This window comes from Gordonia sp. VNK21, from assembly GCF_046098115.1.
Classification (GTDB): Bacteria; Actinomycetota; Actinomycetes; order Mycobacteriales; family Mycobacteriaceae; genus Gordonia.
On record NZ_JBJURU010000014.1, the window covers coordinates 1 to 19,011 of the forward strand.

At 68.7% G+C, this 19,011-nt stretch carries 20 protein-coding genes and 1 tRNA gene; 7 read left to right on the top strand and 14 right to left on the bottom strand.

Annotated elements, in window-relative coordinates; genetic code table 11:
• Nucleotides 1–421 precede the first annotated feature (421 nt).
• Both ACJMNC_RS15255 and ACJMNC_RS15260 read right to left on the bottom strand, forming a co-directional pair.
• Nucleotides 422–506, bottom strand: a tRNA-Ser gene (locus ACJMNC_RS15255).
• Nucleotides 507–635: 129 nt separating this feature from the next.
• Nucleotides 636–1,712, bottom strand: a complete 1,077-nt coding sequence (locus ACJMNC_RS15260; RefSeq protein WP_408948817.1) for a diacylglycerol kinase — start codon at nucleotides 1,710–1,712, stop codon at nucleotides 636–638.
• Between the two features lie 159 nt (nucleotides 1,713–1,871).
• On the opposite strand from ACJMNC_RS15260, the gene ACJMNC_RS15265 reads away from it, so the two are divergent.
• A complete protein-coding gene (locus ACJMNC_RS15265; RefSeq protein WP_408948818.1) occupies nucleotides 1,872–2,606 on the top strand; it encodes a glucose 1-dehydrogenase in 735 nt (244 codons plus the stop codon).
• Nucleotides 2,607–2,630: 24 nt separating this feature from the next.
• On the opposite strand, the gene ACJMNC_RS15270 is transcribed toward ACJMNC_RS15265, so the two are convergent.
• From ACJMNC_RS15270 to ACJMNC_RS15315, 10 genes are read right to left on the bottom strand one after another with little or no spacing between them, the layout of a single operon-like run.
• Nucleotides 2,631–3,173 carry a hypothetical protein gene (locus tag ACJMNC_RS15270; RefSeq protein WP_408948819.1) on the bottom strand — a complete coding sequence of 181 codons (543 nt, stop codon included), beginning with the start codon at nucleotides 3,171–3,173 and terminating at the stop codon, nucleotides 2,631–2,633.
• Nucleotides 3,170–4,126 carry a serine/threonine protein kinase gene (locus tag ACJMNC_RS15275; RefSeq protein ID WP_408948820.1) on the bottom strand — a complete coding sequence of 319 codons (957 nt, stop codon included), beginning with the start codon at nucleotides 4,124–4,126 and terminating at the stop codon, nucleotides 3,170–3,172. The genes ACJMNC_RS15270 and ACJMNC_RS15275 overlap by 4 nt, the downstream gene beginning before the upstream one ends.
• Nucleotides 4,127–4,138: 12 nt before the next feature.
• Nucleotides 4,139–5,098 carry an MlaD family protein gene (locus ACJMNC_RS15280; protein WP_408948821.1) on the bottom strand — a complete coding sequence of 320 codons (960 nt, stop codon included), beginning with the start codon at nucleotides 5,096–5,098 and terminating at the stop codon, nucleotides 4,139–4,141.
• Entirely contained in the window at nucleotides 5,095–6,120 is a 1,026-nt protein-coding gene (locus tag ACJMNC_RS15285; RefSeq protein WP_408948822.1) for an MlaD family protein, read from the bottom strand. Before ACJMNC_RS15285 ends, ACJMNC_RS15280 begins: the two co-directional genes overlap by 4 nt.
• Before the next feature lie 60 nt (nucleotides 6,121–6,180).
• Nucleotides 6,181–7,218 carry an MlaD family protein gene (locus ACJMNC_RS15290; RefSeq protein WP_408948823.1) on the bottom strand — a complete coding sequence of 346 codons (1,038 nt, stop codon included), beginning with the start codon at nucleotides 7,216–7,218 and terminating at the stop codon, nucleotides 6,181–6,183.
• The gene (locus ACJMNC_RS15295) at nucleotides 7,212–8,219 is read right to left on the bottom strand and encodes an MlaD family protein (RefSeq protein ID WP_408948824.1); all 1,008 of its coding nucleotides are present in this window, start codon (nucleotides 8,217–8,219) and stop codon (nucleotides 7,212–7,214) included. The genes ACJMNC_RS15290 and ACJMNC_RS15295 overlap by 7 nt, the downstream gene beginning before the upstream one ends.
• Nucleotides 8,216–9,268: an MlaD family protein gene (locus tag ACJMNC_RS15300; protein ID WP_408948825.1), complete on the bottom strand. Its 1,053-nt coding sequence runs from the start codon at nucleotides 9,266–9,268 to the stop codon at nucleotides 8,216–8,218. The genes ACJMNC_RS15295 and ACJMNC_RS15300 overlap by 4 nt, the downstream gene beginning before the upstream one ends.
• A complete protein-coding gene (locus ACJMNC_RS15305; RefSeq protein ID WP_408948826.1) occupies nucleotides 9,265–10,284 on the bottom strand; it encodes an MlaD family protein in 1,020 nt (339 codons plus the stop codon). Before ACJMNC_RS15305 ends, ACJMNC_RS15300 begins: the two co-directional genes overlap by 4 nt.
• On the bottom strand, nucleotides 10,281–11,144 hold the full coding sequence (locus ACJMNC_RS15310) for an MlaE family ABC transporter permease (protein ID WP_408948827.1): 864 nt from the start codon (nucleotides 11,142–11,144) through the stop codon (nucleotides 10,281–10,283). The genes ACJMNC_RS15305 and ACJMNC_RS15310 overlap by 4 nt, the downstream gene beginning before the upstream one ends.
• Nucleotide 11,145: 1 nt before the next feature.
• Nucleotides 11,146–11,907 carry an MlaE family ABC transporter permease gene (locus tag ACJMNC_RS15315; RefSeq protein ID WP_408948828.1) on the bottom strand — a complete coding sequence of 254 codons (762 nt, stop codon included), beginning with the start codon at nucleotides 11,905–11,907 and terminating at the stop codon, nucleotides 11,146–11,148.
• 284 nt (nucleotides 11,908–12,191) lie between these two features.
• Between ACJMNC_RS15315 and ACJMNC_RS15320 the strand changes: the two genes are divergently transcribed.
• Nucleotides 12,192–12,806, top strand: coding sequence for a TetR/AcrR family transcriptional regulator (locus ACJMNC_RS15320; RefSeq protein ID WP_408948829.1), 615 nt, complete (start codon nucleotides 12,192–12,194; stop codon nucleotides 12,804–12,806).
• 88 nt (nucleotides 12,807–12,894) lie between these two features.
• Nucleotides 12,895–13,860: an NAD(P)H-quinone oxidoreductase gene (locus tag ACJMNC_RS15325; protein WP_408948830.1), complete on the top strand. Its 966-nt coding sequence runs from the start codon at nucleotides 12,895–12,897 to the stop codon at nucleotides 13,858–13,860.
• Between the two features lie 16 nt (nucleotides 13,861–13,876).
• On the opposite strand, the gene ACJMNC_RS15330 is transcribed toward ACJMNC_RS15325, so the two are convergent.
• Entirely contained in the window at nucleotides 13,877–14,341 is a 465-nt protein-coding gene (locus tag ACJMNC_RS15330; protein ID WP_408948831.1) for a MarR family winged helix-turn-helix transcriptional regulator, read from the bottom strand.
• 129 nt (nucleotides 14,342–14,470) lie between these two features.
• Entirely contained in the window at nucleotides 14,471–15,664 is a 1,194-nt protein-coding gene (locus ACJMNC_RS15335) for an aminotransferase class V-fold PLP-dependent enzyme (protein WP_408948832.1), read from the bottom strand.
• A 107-nt stretch (nucleotides 15,665–15,771) separates the two neighbouring features.
• On the opposite strand from ACJMNC_RS15335, the gene ACJMNC_RS15340 reads away from it, so the two are divergent.
• From ACJMNC_RS15340 to ACJMNC_RS15355, 4 genes are read left to right on the top strand one after another with little or no spacing between them, the layout of a single operon-like run.
• Nucleotides 15,772–16,341 carry a bacterial proteasome activator family protein gene (locus tag ACJMNC_RS15340; protein WP_408948833.1) on the top strand — a complete coding sequence of 190 codons (570 nt, stop codon included), beginning with the start codon at nucleotides 15,772–15,774 and terminating at the stop codon, nucleotides 16,339–16,341.
• A gap of 24 nt (nucleotides 16,342–16,365) precedes the next feature.
• Complete coding sequence (locus ACJMNC_RS15345) at nucleotides 16,366–17,229, top strand: ABC transporter permease (protein WP_408948834.1); 864 nt, start codon at nucleotides 16,366–16,368, stop codon at nucleotides 17,227–17,229.
• A 48-nt stretch (nucleotides 17,230–17,277) separates the two neighbouring features.
• A complete protein-coding gene (locus ACJMNC_RS15350) occupies nucleotides 17,278–18,087 on the top strand; it encodes an ABC transporter ATP-binding protein (RefSeq protein ID WP_408948835.1) in 810 nt (269 codons plus the stop codon).
• Nucleotides 18,084–19,001, top strand: a complete 918-nt coding sequence (locus tag ACJMNC_RS15355; RefSeq protein WP_408948836.1) for a glycosyltransferase — start codon at nucleotides 18,084–18,086, stop codon at nucleotides 18,999–19,001. Before ACJMNC_RS15350 ends, ACJMNC_RS15355 begins: the two co-directional genes overlap by 4 nt.
• Nucleotides 19,002–19,011: the final 10 nt, after the last annotated feature.

Here is a 19,011-nt window from a genome sequence, read left to right on the forward strand (position 1 = left end):
CCAGCGTTCGGCGTTGGCGTCACTGCCGGTGGCCGCAATCCACACGCAGGCGGACAGCACGGACACGCCGAGCCTCCACACCATGCGTGTCGTGCACGCGCTCATCAGATTCGACACAGCGATTTCCTTACTCTTGCCGGCCTCGGCGGTGCGGCCGAACCCGTCTCGGCTCAGTTCTGTGTGATCGAGACGCTGACTGATTCCGCACCACGGTGATTCGGGTGCGCACGACTATATCCTGCTGTGTCACGCGAGCTGACTCGCACCATGCGACGGCCCGTAGACGAAGCGCCACAACGGCGTTCGACGACGGCAGCCACTGACAGGGGACGGCCGACCCGCACAAGACCCGCCCTGAACCCCCCGGAAAACAGATGAGTCGCGACATCGTGTGTCAACGATGTCGCGACTCATCACACTGCGGAAGCGGAGGGATTTGAACCCCCGGTCCTGTTACGGACGCTCGCTTTCAAGGCGAGTGCATTCGGCCGCTCTGCCACGCTTCCCTGGCGTTCCAGACTAGCGCACCGCCCGACGCCGCCGGCGCCTAGCGCACAGCGCAGAATTTGGGCGACCTGACCGACCTCAGGGGTCGGTCCGGTCGCCCAAGTTTCTCGAGTCGGCGCCGAAGCGGGTCAGTGCGGAGCCGTCAGACCCGGTCCGGTGATCAGCGGCATGTCCAGGGTGGTGCGGATCCCCGGCTCGGCCCTGCGCACCGCCGGAATCGCGTTGACCACCCGGCTCACCCCCGCGGCGATGGCCGCGTGATTGTGATCGCCCCGGGCGCTCGACGGCGTGACGTCCACGACGTACGACGGCTCACCGGTGATCTCCACCCTGTAGGCGCCCTCGCCGTGGTGCGGCCGCGGCCAGTCCGGCCGCAGATCCGACCGCAGCCGGGTGACGTGCTCGACCACGATCGCCTCGCGGCCCTCCACCACACCGACGATCTCGAAGCGCACCGCCGCACGCGTGCCCTTCTCGATCCGGCCCGCCGCGATGTCGAACGACTCCGGCGCCGGCTCGCTCTCGTGCCGCTCGAGCACCTCGTCGATCGTCACCCCGAAACCCTTCGCCAGGATCTGCAGCGTGGTCCCCCACGCCATCCCCAGCACCCCGGGCAGGAAGAGCATCGGCGTCTCCTCGAGCGGTTTGCCGAAGCCCATCACCTCGAACATCACCGCCGCACCGTCATAGGTGGCGTAGTCGGCCAGCTCCATGCACCGGACCTGCTCGACGCGCTGACACGTGCCGGCCAGCGCGAAGGGCAGCAGATCGTTGGCGAACCCCGGATCCACCCCGCTGATGAAGATGCTCGTCCCCGCCTCCCGTGCGGTGGCCTGCAGTTTGTCGATCGCCTTGTCGGGCATGACGCCCCACGGATAGACGAGCCCGACCGGCGAGGTGCCCACCACGTCTATCCCGGCGGCCAGCAGTCTGCGGCAGTCCTCGAACGCCTCCACCGGCCGGATGTCACCCATCGCGCAGTAGACCACGCATTCCGGCCCGGCCGCGATCAACTCGTCGAGGGTGTGCACGGCGGCGATCCCGGTGTGCACCCCGGCCCCGGCGAGTTCGCCGGCGTCCCTGCCCACCTTCTCCGGCGTCGAGACGCACAGGCCGACCAGTTCGAAACGAGGATCCTCGATGAGCTGCGTCAAGCCGATGCGCCCGGCGTTCCCGGTTCCGACGTGCCCGACACGAATGGTCATGAAAAGAATCCTCCTCACCCCCGACAACGGCCTCGCGAGCCATCGCCGCAGGTAGATGTACATCTGTTTGGACTAGTGTCCAGTTCAGTAGAACACGAAGCCTCCGGCAATAGGTAGAACTTGTTCTCATTCATGGTTTCAACAGGTATGTTTCTGCCCATGGGACGTGTAGACGACAAGGTCGTGATCATCACCGGCGGCGCTCGGGGCATGGGTGCCGAGCATGCGCGGGCACTCGTCGCCGAGGGCGCCAAGGTGCTCATCGGCGACGTGCTCGACGACGAGGGACGGGCGCTCGCCGCGGAGATCGGGCCGTCGGCCCGCTACCTGAATCTCGACGTCACGAGTGAGGACGACTGGACCACCGCCGTGGAGACGGCCATCCGCGAATTCGGCACGATCACCGCTCTGGTGAACAACGCCGGCATCGTCAACGGTGCGCCGATCCAGAAGTTCCGGGTGGACAAGTGGCGGCAGATCATCGACGTGAACCTCACCGGCACCTTCCTGGGTATCCGGGCCGTCACCGAGCCGCTGATCGCCGCCGGCGGCGGTTCCATCATCAACGTCTCGTCGGTGGAAGGTCTGCGCGGCAGCCCGTGGGCGCACGGCTACGTCGCCTCCAAGTGGGCGGTGCGCGGCCTGGCCAAGTCGGCCGCCCTCGAACTCGCCCCGCACAATGTGCGCGTCAACTCCATCCACCCGGGCCTGATCCGCACTCCGATGACCGAGGGCCTGCCCGCGGGCATGGTGAAGGTGCCGATGGGCCGCCAGGCCGAACCCAGCGAGGTCGCCACCTTCATCGTCTTCCTGGTCAGTGACGAGTCCTCGTACGCCACCGGCGCCGAGTTCGTGATGGACGGCGGCCTGTCCACCGACGTGCCGCACAACTGACACCGGGCGGTCCGGGCGGCTGCGCTACGCCGTCCCCGCCGTCCGGACGGTCTCGCCGCGCCCCGGAACCAGCAGCACGCCCGCTGCGCCGGCGACGGCGAAGCAGACCAGCGTCACCCACGGCCACACGGTCACCACCATCGTGTCCGCCTGCAACAGCACAGACGAACCGAACAGCTCCTCCCGCCGCTGCTCGTCGAGCAGGAACCACAGCGCCGCGGCACCACCGAGGGCTGCACCGATGATCACCAGGTACCCCGCGGCGTACGGCCGGTACGACGGGCTCAACCGCCACAGCGCCACCGCGACCAGTGCGCAGCACACCACCAGCAGCAGCGCCCCCACCGTTCCGGAGGCGCCCGTGGCCGTGAACTCCTGCGGCGCCCCGGCCCGGGCCACCTGCTCCTGCGCCGGATCCGCAGTGTCGGGGATCGACGATCCGGTGACCCGTGCCCACGGAAGCAGCAGTGCCGCGGCCGCGGCGACGGCTGCTCCCAGGACGAGCGCCCCGGCGATCGCCCCCGCCCGGCGCCCGGTCACCGGCGGCGCCGGCTCAGCGGCCGTCACGGTGTCGGGGCGGGTTGCTCCGTGCCCTGCCCACCGGACCGGTCTCCCTGCCCGCCGGTCCCCGTCAGATCGGGCACGCCTGCGCCGATCGACCCGTCCTGGGCGACCCCGGCGATGTCCGCGACATCGGTGATCAGCCAGTTCTCGTCACGGTCGAGGGTGATCGTGTACGGGGTGATGATGTTGAGTCCGGACGGGTTCTGCGTGCTGGTCAGCTTGGTGTCGACGAAGACCTGCACCACGAACTGCCGGTCGGCGCGCACGTCAACGGTCGTGGCGGCGATCAGGGTGCCGGTCTGCGACCACTGCACCTCCTGGAACAGCGGCGTCACCGTCTTCACTGCGGTGTCGAACCGGGAGCTCAGCTCGCTCGCCGTACCCCGCTTGAGCGTCTCCGCCCAGCCCGGAAGGTCCTGATAGCTCAGGGTGGCCGCCGCGGCGGCGTAGTCGCCGGCCACCTTCTCGGCAGCCGCCTTGTCCCGGTCGAGCCGCTGCAGATCCGAGAGTCGAGTGTCCCGGTCGGTGAAGAGCCAGGCCAGCACCGACATGGCGACCAGTGCGGTCACGCACAGCGCCGTCATGGTGACGACGACCGGGTGCCGACGCGGATTGAGGTACTCGCGCAGCCTGCTGACGGGCGACCGTTCCTTCTCCCGCCGCAGCCGATCGGCCTCGGCCTGTGCGACGGCCTCCTGCCGGGCCTGCTCGAGCCGCGCGGCCTCGTCCCGCTTGCGCTTCTTCTTTTTCTTCTTCTCGGCGCCCACCGGGCCGGACTCGGTCTCAGCTGTCTCCTTCTGGGCCACAGCGGTTTCCGTCTGCTCCTCGGCTGCTTCCGTCTGCGCCCCGGCGGTTTCCGCATCCGTGGTGGACTCCGGCTCGGCTGCGGCCGGCGTGGAGAGCTCGGCCGGGCCGGACTCGGCGGCGTCGTCTCGGCGATCGGGCGTATGCGACATCGATTCTCATTCCTACTTCGGCAGGTCCACCGAGAGACGCAGTGCATCCCCGGGCAGCGCCTGCATGGCTGCGGTCAGCAGAGTGGCGACGTTGAGCGTGCCGAGCATCGCGGCCCCCGACTCCTGTGCGGCCGGGGTGAGCACCTGCGCGAGCCGGCCGATCGGCGGCACCAGCAGACCGACGGTGGCCGCGGACTTCTCGAGCGCCGGCTTCCACCGCTCAGCGATGACCCGGCCGCCGTCGGTGAAATCCGCGAACGGTTTGACGTGGGTGATCACATCGCGCAGGTGCTTCCCGGCCACGCGCAGTTCCTTCTTGGTCGGCCGCAGGGCCGGACCGATCCACGCACCGTCGGCCATCATCGTCGAGCTGTTCCGCAGGATCTTCACCAGCGCGGGCTCGGAGTAGATCATGGTGGCCGCGAGCACCTGCGCCGCCGGTGTCAGCGCCCGAACCGCCCCCGTAGTGCCCTCCAGCGCCTGCTCGAGGGTCTCGACCAGTCGGCTCACCAGGCTCGGATCCACCTGGTCGAGGAGGGTCTGCGCCGAACCGAGCAGCTCGGGCACCGACGCCGGCACCTCGACGATCCGGGCGGTGAGCGAGGCGCTGCCGTCGATGTAGGGACCGGAATCGGTGCGCGGCTGGAAGTAGATCGCGGTCTCACCGAGCATCGACTGGTTCTCGATCACCAGCTCGGTGTCCACCGGGATCCGGTAGTCGGCGTCGTAGCCGAGGTCGATCTTCACCGCCCCGCCACCGGCATATGAGACGTCGCTGACCTGGCCGATCGGCACACCCCGGTACACCACCGCCGAGCCCGCGTGCAGGCCGTTGCTCTGCGGCGCGGCCACCGAGAGCCGGGTCTGCGCCGTGAAGGTCTGCACCCGCAGCACCGAGCCGGCCAGGTAGACCAGCGATCCCACCAGCACGGCGACGGTGGCCAGTATGGAGATTCCCGCACGCACGGTCATCGCAGCGCCCCGATCATCCGCAGCACGGCGATCACCGAGCCGGTGACCTCGTCATCGCCGGAGAGTGTGATCTTCTCCAGTGAGACGCCGCCGTTCCGGGCGAAGGGGACGAGCGTGTTCTCGGTCAGGTCGATCAGTGCACCGGCGTTCCCGTTGAACTGGGTCGAGTGCGCCGAGTACGACCGGAGCAGCGGAACGAGTTTGTCCATGAAGGGGTTCAGCTGCGCCAGACGCGGTGTGAGCCAGCTGAGACCGAACGCCAGCCGGCTCGATCCGGCCACCAGTTTGAAGCCCTCATTGACGGCGTTGAACACGGCATCGAGACCGGTGTGTCCGGCCGGACCGAAGGCATAGCCCAGCTCTGCGGGATCGGCGGCGATCTCCCCCGCGGCCGCATCGAGCGAGTCGATCATCGCGCTCAGCTCCGAGGTCCCCGCCGCCAGGTCCTCGATGGTCTGCGCGCCGGTGGCCGATGCGGCGGGCAGGTTCACATCGTGGATGTCCACCGCATCGTTGACCTGCCGGATCGCATCCTGCACCCGCATGATGGAGCCGCCGGCCATGAAGTCGGCGAGATGGGTGATGATGTCCTCGATCTGCGGTCCGGGATCCGAGTCGCCGAGGCCGATCACATCGCCGTCGCCGAGCCGCGCGCCGTTCTGCCCACCCGCCGGCGGGGTCAGCGCCACGTAGATGTCACCGAGCATGGTCAGCTGCCGCAGCTCCGCCCTGGTGCCCACCGGCAGCGTCACCTCGGGTTCGATGCCGAGCGTGAGCCGGGCGGCGTCGGGCACCAGCTCGATGTCCTCGACGGTGCCGATCTGCGCACCCCGGGACAGCACGCGGGCGCCGAGCGGCAGATTCACCACCGAGACGAAGTCGACGTAGAGCGTGCGCGATCCCGACGACGCAGTGAGCCGCGGCAGCATGTTCGCCGGGTTGTAGCCGCGGCCGGCGATCACGGCGACCATTGCGGCGACCACCGCCAGCACGCACAGCACGGTGCCCAGTCCACGTCTCATCGGCCGGCCTTCCCCTGCACGGCCCGGGTGACCAGCGAGCTCAGGTCCACCACCGCGGCCTTACCCGCGCGGATCACAGCTGCCGGCGTCGGCGGCGTTCATCATCCGGCACAGGGTGGCCGCATCCGGAGTGTCCGCGACCACCGAAGGGCCGCGGACACCGATCCTCAGGCCGCCGGTCTTCCGGTCGAGCGAGGTCTGGATCCCCTTGGCGATCCCCGGCATCTCCTTGAGCATGGCGGTCAGATCGTCCACCCGGTCCAGGCCCACCTGGATGACCGGAAGGAAGTCGTCGGTCATGTCGAGCATCGGGGTGGCCACCTTGGTGAGCAGGTGGTCGAGGCCCGGACCGGACTCTCCGAGACCGTCGAAGATGTAGATGAAGCTCTCGAAGAGCTTGCCCATGAAGTAGGTGAGGTCCGCAGCGTTCCGGCCGATGTCTTCGAGCGCATCCCAGTTGTTGCCGGCGACATCGGTGAGGACTGCGAGATTGTCGAAGACGGTGCGCATCTGCGACAGGAACTCGTCCGGGTCGGACATGAATCCGGACAGGTTCGTCAGGATCCGGCTCAGGTCCGGACCGGCGCCCTCGAACTGGCTGTCGGCGGCCTCGATCAGCTCAGTCACCGGCTTCGCGGAATCGTCTGCGGCGCCACCGATCTCGTCGAACATGTCGGTGAACGACTGGAATGCGGTGCTCACCGAGATGGGCGTGTAGGCGCGGGTGACGCAACGGTCGCCGGGCAGTTCCGCACCGCCGTGCGGCACCACGTCCACCAGTTCCAGGCGGCGATCGGCCAGCACCGAGTTGTTCACAGCGACCACCTTCATGCCAGCGCTCAGCGGCCGGTCCCGCACCGCCATCTCGACGGTGACCTTCCCGGGCGACGGCGAAACCTTCTTCACCTCACCGACTTTGACGCCGCGGATGTTGACCGCGTTGCCCGGGTACAGACCCGCGGAATCCGGCAGCTCGGCGCACAGTGCGCGGGTGTCGCGATCGGAGTAGCGCACGTAGACGATCGCGGCACCGATCACCAGCAGCACCACCACGACCGCCGTGAAGAGGGCGCCGGTCCGCCCGGAACGTTTCAGCATGAGCGCCCCGCAATCGGAATGCAGATCGCCGAGTCGTCGACGACCTGCTCGCCGAAGTCCATCCGGAGGCCGCCCGGGTGCGCCACCGCGGACAGCCCGTCGACGAGCTGTTTGAGCGAATCGATCGCCGAGCCCATCCGTTCGGCGGTGTCCTTGGTGGCCGTCGCCGACGTCACCAGCTCCTCGAGCGGCATCTTCAACCGTTTCATGTACGGATCTCCGAGGATGTCGCCCACATACAACACCATCTCGCCGAGCGCGTCGTAGGTGAGGATGCCGCGGTCCTTGTAGCCGATCATCACCGGCAGCACCGCCCGGATCCGCTGGATCATCTGCTCGAGCATGTCCTGCTGCGCCGCGAGCTGCGAGGTGTACTCCGCACCGAGCGACGCCAGCGCGGTGACCTGGCCCTGCTGCTCGTCGAGCAGGGCGGTGAGCGTCTCCACGTCGTCGGCGATCGAGCGGACCGCTCCCGGTGCCGAGTCCAGCGAGTCGGTCACCCGCACCGCGGCCCGGCGCAGCTTCATCGCGTCGATGTCCTCGACGGTCTGTGCGGCGGCGTTGAGCACCTCGGACGTCGAGTAGGGAATGCTGGTGCGCGCCGCCGGGATGGCTGCGGAGCCCAACGGCTGCACCCCGGCCGGAAGCAGCGCCACATAGGCGCCGCCGACCACGGTGAGCATGCGGACCTGCAGGGAGGTCTGGTCGCCGATGAAGACCGTGTCCTCGACGGCCATGCGCACGTCGACACGATCGTCGCGCAGGGTCACGTCCACGACCTTGCCGACCGGGATGCCGGCCACCCGGACCTCGGTGCCGGTCACCACGCCGCCGCTCTCCTCGAGCCGGGCGCGGTACTCCACGCGGCCGGGCGGTCGCAGGTACACCACGGCGAGCACCACCGTCAGCACCACCACCACGACGAGTGCGGCGAGCGCCCACAGCACCTCGGTGCGCGGATCGGTCTCGTCCTGAACGGCGAAGGCCTGCAAGCGTTTCATGCCTTGCACAGCGTCACCTTCTTTCCCCCGATGAGCACCTCGCCCATCGGCGGCAGAGGCACCTGACCGTGGGAGCAGTGCGGTCGGCCGTTGAGCTGGTCGAGGCTGCCGTTGACGGCGGCCATCAGGGACGGCACCACCGAGATCGATGCGGCGAGCGCATCGGTGTCGGGGATCAGTTCCATCAGCCGATCCCGGACGTGATCGTGTCCGCCGAGTGACAGATCGAAGGTGCTCTTCATCACCTCGACGATCGGCGGGAAGACCCGCGCCCCCTCGCCGAAGGCACCTTTGAGCAGTTCCAGGTTTCCCTCGAGCGTGTTGAAGAGCATCTCCATGTTGCCCATCAGGTTCTCGATGATCGACGACTTGCCCTGCAGCTGGTCGGCGACCACGCCCAGATTGGTGATGATCACCCGGATCATCCGGCTCTTGTCGGAGGCGAAGGCGCTGAGCTTCTCCACATCGCCGAGCACATCGCCCACTCCCACGCCGTCCTCGCCCTGGAGGAGTTTGATCATGTTGTCGGCGAAGGTGTTGAACACGGCGGGGTCGGCACCCTGCAGGATCGGCCGCAGGCCGTTGAACAGCCTGGTGATGTCGAAGGAACCGGAGGTGCGGTCGGCCGGGATCAACACACCCGGATCGAGCGGAGTCGCCGTCCCCGGCGCGGGTACGGCCTCGCCGCTGTCGGCTCGAGCCTCCTCGCCGGGCCGCAGGATCGCCAGATATCTCTGGCCCACCAGGTTCTGGAAGCGGATGGCCAGCTCGTCCTGGTCGGTGAGCCGATCCCGGCTCCGCACAGTGAATTCCACGCGGGCCGCCCCGGATCGCTGCAGGCTGATGTCGACGACCTTGCCCACCTGAACTCCACGCACCCGGACGTCGCCGTTCTCCCGGAGACCGAAGACGTCGGTGAACTCGGCCCGGTAGGTATATACATCGCCACTGACCGGACGGTTGATGGCCTGCACGATGGCATAGACGGCCAGGATCACCACGGCCAGAACCAGGAGAATCCGTTTGACGGCGGCCGACGGCGTTCTCACGAGCCCGCCCCCTTTCCGGCTAGCAGCAGGTTCAGCGGTGCAGCCGCTCCCGGCACCACGTCCAAATCTGCTTCGACGTCGAGAATCGTCTTGCCGCTCACCGGATCCCGGTGAAAGACGCCCCCGAGGTGATCGATGAGGGTGCTCACCTGCGCCGGGGTCACGTCGCGGAGTGCGACGGTCAGCGGGGTGGTGAAGGCCGTCATCACATCCATCGTCGCGCCCAGACCGCTCATGCCGTTGAACAGCGATCCCAGGTCGGAGAACAGGGCGCCGATGTGGGCGATCATGTCCGCCACGCGGCCGGTGTAATCGTCGTCGGCGAGCAGCCGGTTGCCGATCACCGTCTGCAGCGCATCGATGCCGCCGGTGGCGGATGCACTGACACCGTCGAATGCATCGGCGAGCACCGGAAGCATTCCGGTCAGGTCGGTGGCGTGGCCGCGGTCCATGGTCTGCAGGGTGATCGTGGCCGCGGTGAGGAACGGTGCCAGCCGGATGGTGGTGTCGCTGACCTGGTTGAGCAGACCGCTCAGTTCGGGGGTGAGCACCGGCAGAGTGAACGCACCGGCACTGCGTACGGTGGCGGTGATCGTATAGTCCGCCGGGGCCTGCGGCAGGGCGAGGGTGCTGCCGGCCGAGATCGGCCGGCCGACGCCGGTGGGAGTGAGCCGCAGGGCATCCGAGCCGAACAGGTTCCGGGAGACGAAGCTGACGGCCGCCTCGTCGGTCAGCTCCGGCGTCGCCGACGGCTCCACGCAGACCACCACGCGGGTGCTGTCCTGCCGAGAGAGGTCCAGGTCGCACACCTCGCCGACGGTCTCGCCGCGGACGTCCACCGGCACGCCCTCGCGGATCCCGTCCGGGAGAGTCGGAGCGACGATCGAGAAACGCACCCGGTCGTCGCTGGCGAAGGGGTTCCAGGCGACGAGTCCGATGACCACCGCGAGCACCGCGACCGTGATCAGGCCCCGGTTGCGCAGCGTCGACGCCGACGGTTCACGACCACCCCTCATGCGAAGTTCAGCCCCGAGTTCAGGCCCCAGAACGCAAGGGAGAGAAGCATATCGAAGGTGACGATGAGGACCAGGCTGGCGCGGATCGCCCGGCCCGAGGCGATGCCGACTCCCTCCGGACCACCGCTGGCGAAGAAGCCGTAGTACGTGTGCGCGATGATCACCACCACGGCGAAGACGATCACCTTGATCGTCGAATAGAGCACGTCCACCGGGCTCACGAAGGCTTCGACGTAACGGTCGTAGGCCCCGGCGGACTGCCCGTAGGCGACGCTGACCACCACCCGTGAGGCGAGGTAGGCCAGGCACAGCGACATCAGATAGAAGGGCACGATCGCAGTGACACCGGCCACCACGCGGGTGCCGACCACGAAGGGGATGGGCCGGATCGCCTGCGCCTCAAGCGCATCGATCTCCTCGGAGATGCGCATCGAGCCGATCTCAGCGGTCATCCGGCAACCTGCCTGCGCGGCGAATCCGACGGCGGCGATGATCGGCGCCATCTCCCGGGTGGCCGCATAGCCGGTGATCAGGCCGGCCATCGGAGAGAGGTTCAGCGACTGCAGGCTGGTGACGCCCAGGATACCGATCATGCCGCCCACCGACAGCCCCAGTATGGCGAGCACGCTGGCGATGCCGCCGCCGACCAGGATCGAACCGTTGCCCCACGTGGTCTCGGCGAAGGCCGACAGGGTCTGTTTCCGGTAGGTGCGCAGCGTGTGCGGCAGCCCGGCGAGCACGTCGAGCACGAAGGTGACCACCCGGCCGATGTTCTCGAAGGGCCGGCCGGCCATCCGCGCGGTGGCGTCGAGTCTCGGGTGCTGCACGCTGGGCATCTGCCCGCGGGTGCTCAGCGTCATCTCAGATCACCTGTACCGGAATGAACAGCGCGGTGATCTGGGTGATGATCACGTTGAGCACCATCGAAGCGACGATGCCCAGGACCACCGAAGCGTTCACGGCGTCGGCCACTCCCCGCGCGCCCCCGCTGGCCTCCAGGCCCCGGCGGCTGGCGATGACCACCACCACGAAGCCGAAGATCACCGACTTGAGCAGGCAGATCCACAGGTCGGTGGTCGAGGCGTAGGTGCCGAACGACTGCCAGTACGAGCCGGCCACCACCCCCTGGCCGAGGATGGCGACGATGAAACTGGCGCACACCGCGATGACGATGATCAGAATCGACAGCACCGGCGCCACCAGCACCATCGCCACCATGCGCGGGGCCACCAGCCGGCGGGTGGGGTCGATGCCCAGGGTGCGCATGGCGTCGATCTCCTCGCGCACGGTGCGCGCACCCAGATCCGCGGTGATGGCCGAGGCTCCGGCCCCGCCGAGCAGCAGCGCCGCGGCCATCGGCGCACCCTGCTGGATGACGCCCATGCCGCCGACCGCACCGGCCATCGACGTGGCACCCAGGTTGCTGGTGAGGCCGCCGATCTGCACGGCCACGATCACTCCGAACGGGATGGCCATGAGCAGGGCGGGCAGCACGGTGATGCTGAGCAGGAACCAGGCCTGCACCACGGTCTCCCGGAGTGGGAAGCGCCCGGTCACCAGGTCCGTGACCGCGATGACGGGGGTGCGCGCGCCGAGGCGCACGGTGCGTCCGAAACTCTGCATACTCGCCGCCGCGGTCACGTGTCACCTCCTGTCGCTGCGAGCGCACCGGACCGAAGTTGAGACTCGCGGGCTGATCCAGTGTCACATTGTGAGCACGGACATCTTCACACAGCATCGTGGCTCCTGTCACATATCCACTGACAGAACCCGTCTCAACTGGACCTCAGCGGTAGACCACAGGGGCATCGGACTGGAACTCAGTGGGCGGTCAATCAAAGACCTGAGACTCACTTACCTACTGTGATTCACTAAAAGCTCATCAGGACACGGCGAACGGAGGACGCATGCGATCGGCGAGCTCTCCAGTGCCCCTCGGCCGGCGGCAGCGCAGCCAGCTCGAACAGGAGGCCCGCATCATCGGCGCAGCCGGCAACGAGTTCCGCCGGTCGGGCGTGCGGCACGCCAACATCGAACGCATCGCCGACGAGGCCGGCGTCAGCCGGAGCACCCTTTACCGCCGGTTTCCGAGCAGAGAAGATCTGCTCATCGCGGTGATCCACCAGGTCCGGCGCGATCTGGTGAAGGAGGTGGCCGACACCCTCGCCGGCCTCGATCCGCGGGCCACCGTCGTCGAAGCCTTCTGTCTGGCGATGACCTACTTCCGCAACGACGAACTGCCGCGCCGGCTGCTCGGCGAGAATCCGGAGGCGGTCGACGTCTTCGTCGGCGCTGCGGACCCGCAGGTCGAGGACATGATCAGCGAGTTCAGCCGCGGGATCGCGCAGACCCTGCGAAGCTCCGGCGCCAGCATGCCCGACCGCCAGCTGCAGCTGGCCGCCGAGGTGCAGGTGCGGATGTTCATCTCGCTGACCACCGCCCCTTCCGCAGTCCTCGACATCGGGGACGAACGACAGCTCCGCGCGTTCGCCGAGGACTTCCTCGCTCCGATGGTCTGGTGAGCCCGCCGGCCGCGGCAGCGCGGCGAGACCGTACCGGCCCGGCCACTCCCCGCTCGACGCCGCGCGCCGGTACTGGAAGACTGAAGACATGCGCGCCATCACCGGCTCCGATCAGCTCGTCGTCACCGAGCTGCCCGACCCCGCGCCCGGCGTCGACGAGGTGATCATCGCGGTCACCGCCGCCGGGCTGAACCGGGCCGACGTCCTCCAGCGCGCCGGACACTATCCCCCGCCGCCGGGCGCCTCGGAGATCCTCGGCCTGGAGGTGTCCGGGCACATCGAATCGGTCGGCGACCAGGTGGTGGGCTGGCAGATCGGCGACCCGGTGTGCGCCCTGCTCTCCGGCGGCGGCTACGCCGAGAAGGTGGCCGTCCCGGCGGCACAACTGCTGCCGGTTCCGGCCGGGGTGAGCGTGCGCGACGCCGCCGCGCTGCCCGAGGCCGCGTGCACGGTGATGTCGAACGTCTTCTCCACCGCCCGGCTCGCCCCCGGCGAACTGCTGCTGGTGCACGGCGGCTCGAGCGGTATCGGCACCCACGCGGTGCAGGTGGCCGCCGCCTTCGGAGCGCGGGTCGCGGTCACGGCGCGCACCCCGGAGAAGCTGGCCCGGTGCGCCGAGCTCGGCGCCGAACTGACCATCGACTACACCACCGAGGACTTCGCCGCCGTCGTCGGCGACCACGGCGGCGCCGACGTCATCCTCGACATCGTCGGCGCCAAGTATCTGTCGGCCAATGTGCAGGCGCTCGCAACCGGCGGGCGGCTGGTGATCATCGGCATGCAGGGCGGACGCCGGGCCGAACTCGACATCGCCGCCCTGATGAACAAGCGGGCCGGCATCTGCGGGACCACGCTGCGCTCCCGGCCGGCCACCGGCCCCGGTTCCAAGGCCGAGATCGTCGCGCAGACCCTGGTCGGCACCTGGCCGCTGATCGCCGACGGCGCGGTGGTCCCGGTGATCGACTCGGTCTATCCGCTGACGGAGGCGGCCGCCGCACACGAGCGGCTCACCGGCGGCGAGGCGATCGGCAAGGTCCTGCTGACCGTCTCGTGACCGCGCGGAACGTCGCTCAACTGTGGCAGCGCAGCCGGATGCGGTCGAAGGCCTCGCCCAGCCAGGCGAGTTCGTCCTCGGTCATCTCCTCCAGCACCAGCTCGGCGATCACCTCGTCGCGGATCTGCAGCGCCGGCGCCACCGCCTCGCGGCCGAGATCGGTGATCGCCACCCACTTCTGCCGGCCGTCGGTGCCCGGCGATTCGACCATCGAGACGTAACCGGCGGCGATCGACCGGGCCACCTGCCGCGAGACCGTGCTGATTCCCAGTTGCGTCGCCTCGGCGAGACCCGAGATCTGCATGCTCGGCACCGCGGACAGGACTTCGAGCACCCGCCACTCAGCCGTACTGAGCTTGGAGATCGCCGTCATCCGCTTGCGCATCTCGTTGTGCAGCGCCCACCCGCCGAGCACGTACCTGGTCCAATCGTCCCGCTGCTTCGAGCCGAGCTCGACTTCGCCAGCGATCGGTTCCCCCATCGATTCCATGTCTGCCCCTCCCCGGCATGAATACCCGTCGCAAATACACGAGTGCACTCAAGGGTAGCCAAAGCGGCGGCGGATCCCCCGTTCGGAGTACAGACCGCGACAGACCTCGACGGGCCGCGGTCAGCCGAACGAGCCGAGTACCCGGGCCAGCTGATCCACTTCGTACGGGACGGCGTACGGTCCCAGACCCACCGTGACCGCACCCCCCACCTCGGCCACTCCGATCTGGGCCAGAGCCCGGCTCGGCGCATCGTGGACCGCGCTGATGCCGTTGTCGGCCAGCCGTGCGCACACCTGCTGCGCGGACAGCCCGTCGACGGTGAAACTCACCGCCGGCACCCGATGCACGCCGGGGCCGATGACCCGCACCCGAGGCAGCGCGGTGAGCGACTCGACGAGGTAGATCGTGAGGCGCTGCAGATAGTCGAACACCCCGGTCATCGACGTGGACAACCGCTGACGACGTTTGCCGGCCGCCGCCGGATCCAGATCGGCCAGATACTCCACGGAGGCGGCCAGCCCGGTGAGCAACGGACCGGCCAGCGGCTCGGCCTCCAGCCGAGCCGGTCCCTCGGCCCGCGGATCCAGCGCCACCGGCCGCAACGATGCGATGCGATCCGGATCGGCGAAGACCATGCCGGCCATGCGCGGACCACCCCACCGATGCGGGCTCACCAGCACCACATCGGCGCCCAGTTCGTCGATCGCCAGCCGCACATACGGTGCGGCCGAACTCGCATCCACCACCAGGAGCGCGCCCACCGCACGGGCGTGCGCGGCGATCGGCGCCAGATCGGTGATCGACCCGAGCACCGAGGAGGCCAGCGTCACCGCCACCACCTTGGTGTGCCCGCCGATCACCTCGTCGAACTGCGAGAGCGGCAGCGCCCCGTCGATCACGTCCAGTTCGGCCCAGCGCACCCGCGATCCGAATCGGCGGGCCGCCCGCAGCCAGGGCACGATGTTCTCCTCGTCGTCGAGGCGAGAGCAGACCACCTCCCCGGCCCAGGTGGACACCGGCAGGGCATCGGTCAGCGCAGTGACCAGCGCGTGCCGGCTGTAGCCGAGCACCGCCCCGGCCGGGTCCGCGTCGAGCAGGTCGCCGAGCGCCCGGCGGGCCGAATCCTGCGCCTCGGCGGCCGCGACTGCCTGCGGCGAGGTCCCTCCGGCGGCAACCGGCAGCCGGCGCACCCCGGCGGTGATCGCCGACGCCACCGAGGCCGGGATCTGCATACCGACCTGGGCGTCGAAACGGATCCAGCCGTCACCCAGAGAGGGGAACAGGCCTCGGACGGAGGCGACGTCGAACGGCATGCGCTAACGATAGCGAGAACGTTTTCTCCGCGCCGCCGCGTGCCGGTGCTTCCACGCCCGCCGCCGTCGACGGCACAATGGAGGCCATGTTTCCCGACCTTCCCCGCATGAGCGACGGCCCCAGTCCCCTCAACCGGTCCGGCGCACCCGGCCCCGGCCCCGGCGACTCGCCGCTGATCCTGCCCCCGCAGGGCCCCGACGGCGAGCCCGCGGGAGCGGGTCAGGGTCCGCTCGAGGACGAGGAGGCGGCCGGGGCCGCCGCCGTGGCCGGCATGGTGGAGCAGCCGGCCAAAGTGATGCGGATCGGCACGATGATCAAGCAGCTCCTCGAGGAGGTCCGTTCGGCGCCGCTCGACGACGCCAGCCGCAACCGGCTGCGTGACATCCATCGCAGCTCCATCAAGGAGCTGTCCGACGGCCTGGCCCCGGAACTGCGCGAGGAGCTCGACCGGCTGGCGTTGCCGTTCTCGGACGAGCAGACCCCCTCCGATGCGGAGCTGCGGATCGCCCAGGCCCAGCTCGTCGGCTGGCTGGAAGGGCTTTTCCACGGCATCCAGACGGCACTGTTCGCGCAGCAGATGGCGGCTCGAGCCCAGCTCGAGCAGATGCGCCAGGGCGTGCTGCCGCCGGGCGGTCCGATCGGCCCCGACGGACACAGCACCGGTCAGTACCTCTGATGCCCGCTTGTAAGGTGTGACCCTGTGTCAGTCGAAACCAGCGAGGGTGCCGTTCCCCCGCCCCCTCCGGTCTCCGATTCACGGACCTTCCGTCGCGCCTGGGCCGACCTCACCGACGGTCTGCGCAACCGGGAGCTGTGGCTGCATCTGGGCTGGACCGACATCAAGCAGCGCTACAAGCGCTCGGTGCTCGGCCCGCTGTGGATCACCCTGGCGACCGGCGTCACCGCGATCGCGATGGGCCTGCTCTACGGCCAGCTCTTCGGCATGGACCTGGACTTCTTCCTGCCGTACGTCACGCTCGGCCTGATCTTCTGGTACTTCATCTCGAACTCGATCCTCGACGGCGCGGTGGTCTTCTCCACCAACGAGGGCCTGATCAAACAGCTGCCGGCGCCGATCAGCGTGCACGTCTACCGCGTGGTGTGGCGGCAGCTGATCATCTTCTCGCACAACATCGTGATCTTCGTGATCATCGTGGCGGTCTTCCGGCCGCCGATCGGCTGGACCGGATTCCTGGTCATCCCCGCCCTGGCCCTGTTTGTGCTCAATTCGGTCTGGGTGACCATCGTCTTCGGCATCCTCTCGACCCGGTTCCGCGACATCGGCCAGCTGCTCACCACCATGGTGCAACTGGTCTTCTTCATGACGCCGATCATCTGGTCTGCGCAGAGCCTGCAGAACGCGGCCGGTGACGTCTCGGGCCGGGCCCGGCTGGTGGAGCTGAACCCGATGTATCACTACCTGGAGATCACCCGCGGGCCGCTACTCGGTCACCACGTGGCCTTCTACCATTGGCTGGTGGTGATCGGCTGCACCGTGGTCGGCTGCCTGGCCGCACTGGTCGTGATGCGTAATTTCCGGGCCCGCGTGCCCTACTGGGTTTAACGGTCTACTGGGTTTAACGGTCTACTGGGTTTAGAGGTAAGGACGACGATGAGCCGCACCGACATCCGGGTCGATACGTGGGATGCCTGCGTCGACTTCCCGATCTTCGACGCCAAGACCCGCTCGCTGAAGAAGTCGGTGATCGGCGCCGCCGGCGGCGTGATCGGCGCCAATACCTCCCGGACCGTGGTGGTCGAGGCGGTCCGCGACATCAACCTGCATCTCAAGCACGGCGACCGGGTGGGCCTGGTGGGCCACAACGGCGCCGGCAAGTCGACGCTGCTGCGGCTGCTCTCGGGCATCTACGAGCCCACCCGCGGCTCCTGCCGGGTCACGGGCCGGGTGGCACCGGTCTTCGACCTGGGTGTGGGCATGGACCCGGAGATCTCCGGCTACGAGAACATCCTGATCCGCGGCATGTTCCTGGGTATGAGCCGCAAGGCGATGCTGGCCAAGACCGATGAGATCGCCGAGTTCTCGGAGCTGGGCGACTACCTGGAGATGCCGCTGCGCACCTACTCCACCGGTATGCGCGTGCGTCTTGCGCTGGGCGTGGTGACCAGCATCGACCCCGAGATCCTCATCCTCGACGAGGGGATCGGCGCGGTGGACGCGGAGTTCATGAAGAAGGCCCGCGTGCGGCTGCAGGCACTGGTGGAGCGCTCGGGCATCCTGGTCTTCGCCAGTCACTCCAACGAGTTCCTGGCCCAACTGTGCGATCGGGCGCTGTGGATCGATCACGGACAGATCCGGATGGACGGCGACATCGAGAAGGTCGTCGGCGCCTATCAGGGCGAGGATGCCGCCGCGCAGGTCCGCAAGGTGCTCGCCGAACAGGGCAAGGACGGGGCCGCGTGAGCTCGCCTGCCGACGGCCGGGTGATCGGCGTCGTCGTCACCCATCGGCGGCGTGAACTGCTCGCCGCCTCGCTGGAGGTGCTCGCACACCAGGACCGTCCGCTCGACCACCTGATCGTCGTCGACAACGCTGCCGAAGACGAAGTGGGCGAGCTGGTCGCGAGCCAGCCGGTGCCGACGACGTATCTGCCGTCGCAGCACAATCTCGGCGGCGCGGGCGGTTTCGCGCTGGGCATGCTGCATGCGCTGTCGCTGGGCGCCGACTGGGTGTGGTGCGCCGACGACGACGGCCGGCCGGAGGGTCCGCAGGTGCTCGGGACTCTGCTGCGCTGCGCGCAGCACCACGGCCTGGGCGAGGTCTCACCGGTCGTGGTCAACATCGACGACCCGGAGGCGCTCGCCTTCCCGCTGCGGCGCGGCCTGGTCTGGCGGCGCACACGCAGCGAACTGTTCGCGCCCGGCGAGAGCCGCGACGACGACCTGCTCCCGGGCATCGCCTCGCTGATGAACGGAGCGCTGTTCTCCGCCGGCACCCTCGACCGGGTGGGGGTGCCGGACCTGCGGCTGTTCGTCCGCGGCGACGAGGTGGAGATGCATCGGCGGCTGGCCCGCGCCGGTGTCGACTTCGGCACCTGCCTGACGACGGCCTACCTGCACCCGGACGGCAGCGACGAGTTCCGGCCGATCCTGGGTGGACGGATGCACACCCAGTATCCGGACAACGAGACCAAACGCTTCTTCACCTACCGCAACCGCGGGTACCTGATGAGCCAGCCGGGGATGCGCAAGCTGCTGCCCCAGGAGTACGCGCGTTTCGCCTGGTACTTCCTGGTGCAGCAGCGCGACTGGGCCGGTTTCCGGGAGTGGATGCGGCTGCGTAAGCAGGGCCGTGCCGAGGACTTCCGGCGTCCCTGAACAGCGGTGG

Coding starts and splice junctions, on each gene's coding strand:
- ACJMNC_RS15320 (WP_408948829.1), top strand. CDS start 12,192: ATGCGATCGGCGAGCTCTCCAGTGCCCCTCGGCCGGCGGCAGCGCAGC.
- ACJMNC_RS15280 (WP_408948821.1), bottom strand. CDS start 5,098: ATGACCGTGCGTGCGGGAATCTCCATACTGGCCACCGTCGCCGTGCTG.
- ACJMNC_RS15325 (WP_408948830.1), top strand. CDS start 12,895: ATGCGCGCCATCACCGGCTCCGATCAGCTCGTCGTCACCGAGCTGCCC.
- ACJMNC_RS15335 (WP_408948832.1), bottom strand. CDS start 15,664: ATGCCGTTCGACGTCGCCTCCGTCCGAGGCCTGTTCCCCTCTCTGGGT.
- ACJMNC_RS15305 (WP_408948826.1), bottom strand. CDS start 10,284: ATGAGGGGTGGTCGTGAACCGTCGGCGTCGACGCTGCGCAACCGGGGC.
- ACJMNC_RS15310 (WP_408948827.1), bottom strand. CDS start 11,144: ATGACGCTGAGCACCCGCGGGCAGATGCCCAGCGTGCAGCACCCGAGA.
- ACJMNC_RS15275 (WP_408948820.1), bottom strand. CDS start 4,126: ATGTCGCATACGCCCGATCGCCGAGACGACGCCGCCGAGTCCGGCCCG.
- ACJMNC_RS15340 (WP_408948833.1), top strand. CDS start 15,772: ATGAGCGACGGCCCCAGTCCCCTCAACCGGTCCGGCGCACCCGGCCCC.
- ACJMNC_RS15265 (WP_408948818.1), top strand. CDS start 1,872: ATGGGACGTGTAGACGACAAGGTCGTGATCATCACCGGCGGCGCTCGG.
- ACJMNC_RS15260 (WP_408948817.1), bottom strand. CDS start 1,712: ATGACCATTCGTGTCGGGCACGTCGGAACCGGGAACGCCGGGCGCATC.
- ACJMNC_RS15295 (WP_408948824.1), bottom strand. CDS start 8,219: ATGAAACGCTTGCAGGCCTTCGCCGTTCAGGACGAGACCGATCCGCGC.
- ACJMNC_RS15290 (WP_408948823.1), bottom strand. CDS start 7,218: ATGCTGAAACGTTCCGGGCGGACCGGCGCCCTCTTCACGGCGGTCGTG.
- ACJMNC_RS15330 (WP_408948831.1), bottom strand. CDS start 14,341: ATGGGGGAACCGATCGCTGGCGAAGTCGAGCTCGGCTCGAAGCAGCGG.
- ACJMNC_RS15350 (WP_408948835.1), top strand. CDS start 17,278: ATGAGCCGCACCGACATCCGGGTCGATACGTGGGATGCCTGCGTCGAC.
- ACJMNC_RS15285 (WP_408948822.1), bottom strand. CDS start 6,120: ATGAGACGTGGACTGGGCACCGTGCTGTGCGTGCTGGCGGTGGTCGCC.
- ACJMNC_RS15315 (WP_408948828.1), bottom strand. CDS start 11,907: ATGCAGAGTTTCGGACGCACCGTGCGCCTCGGCGCGCGCACCCCCGTC.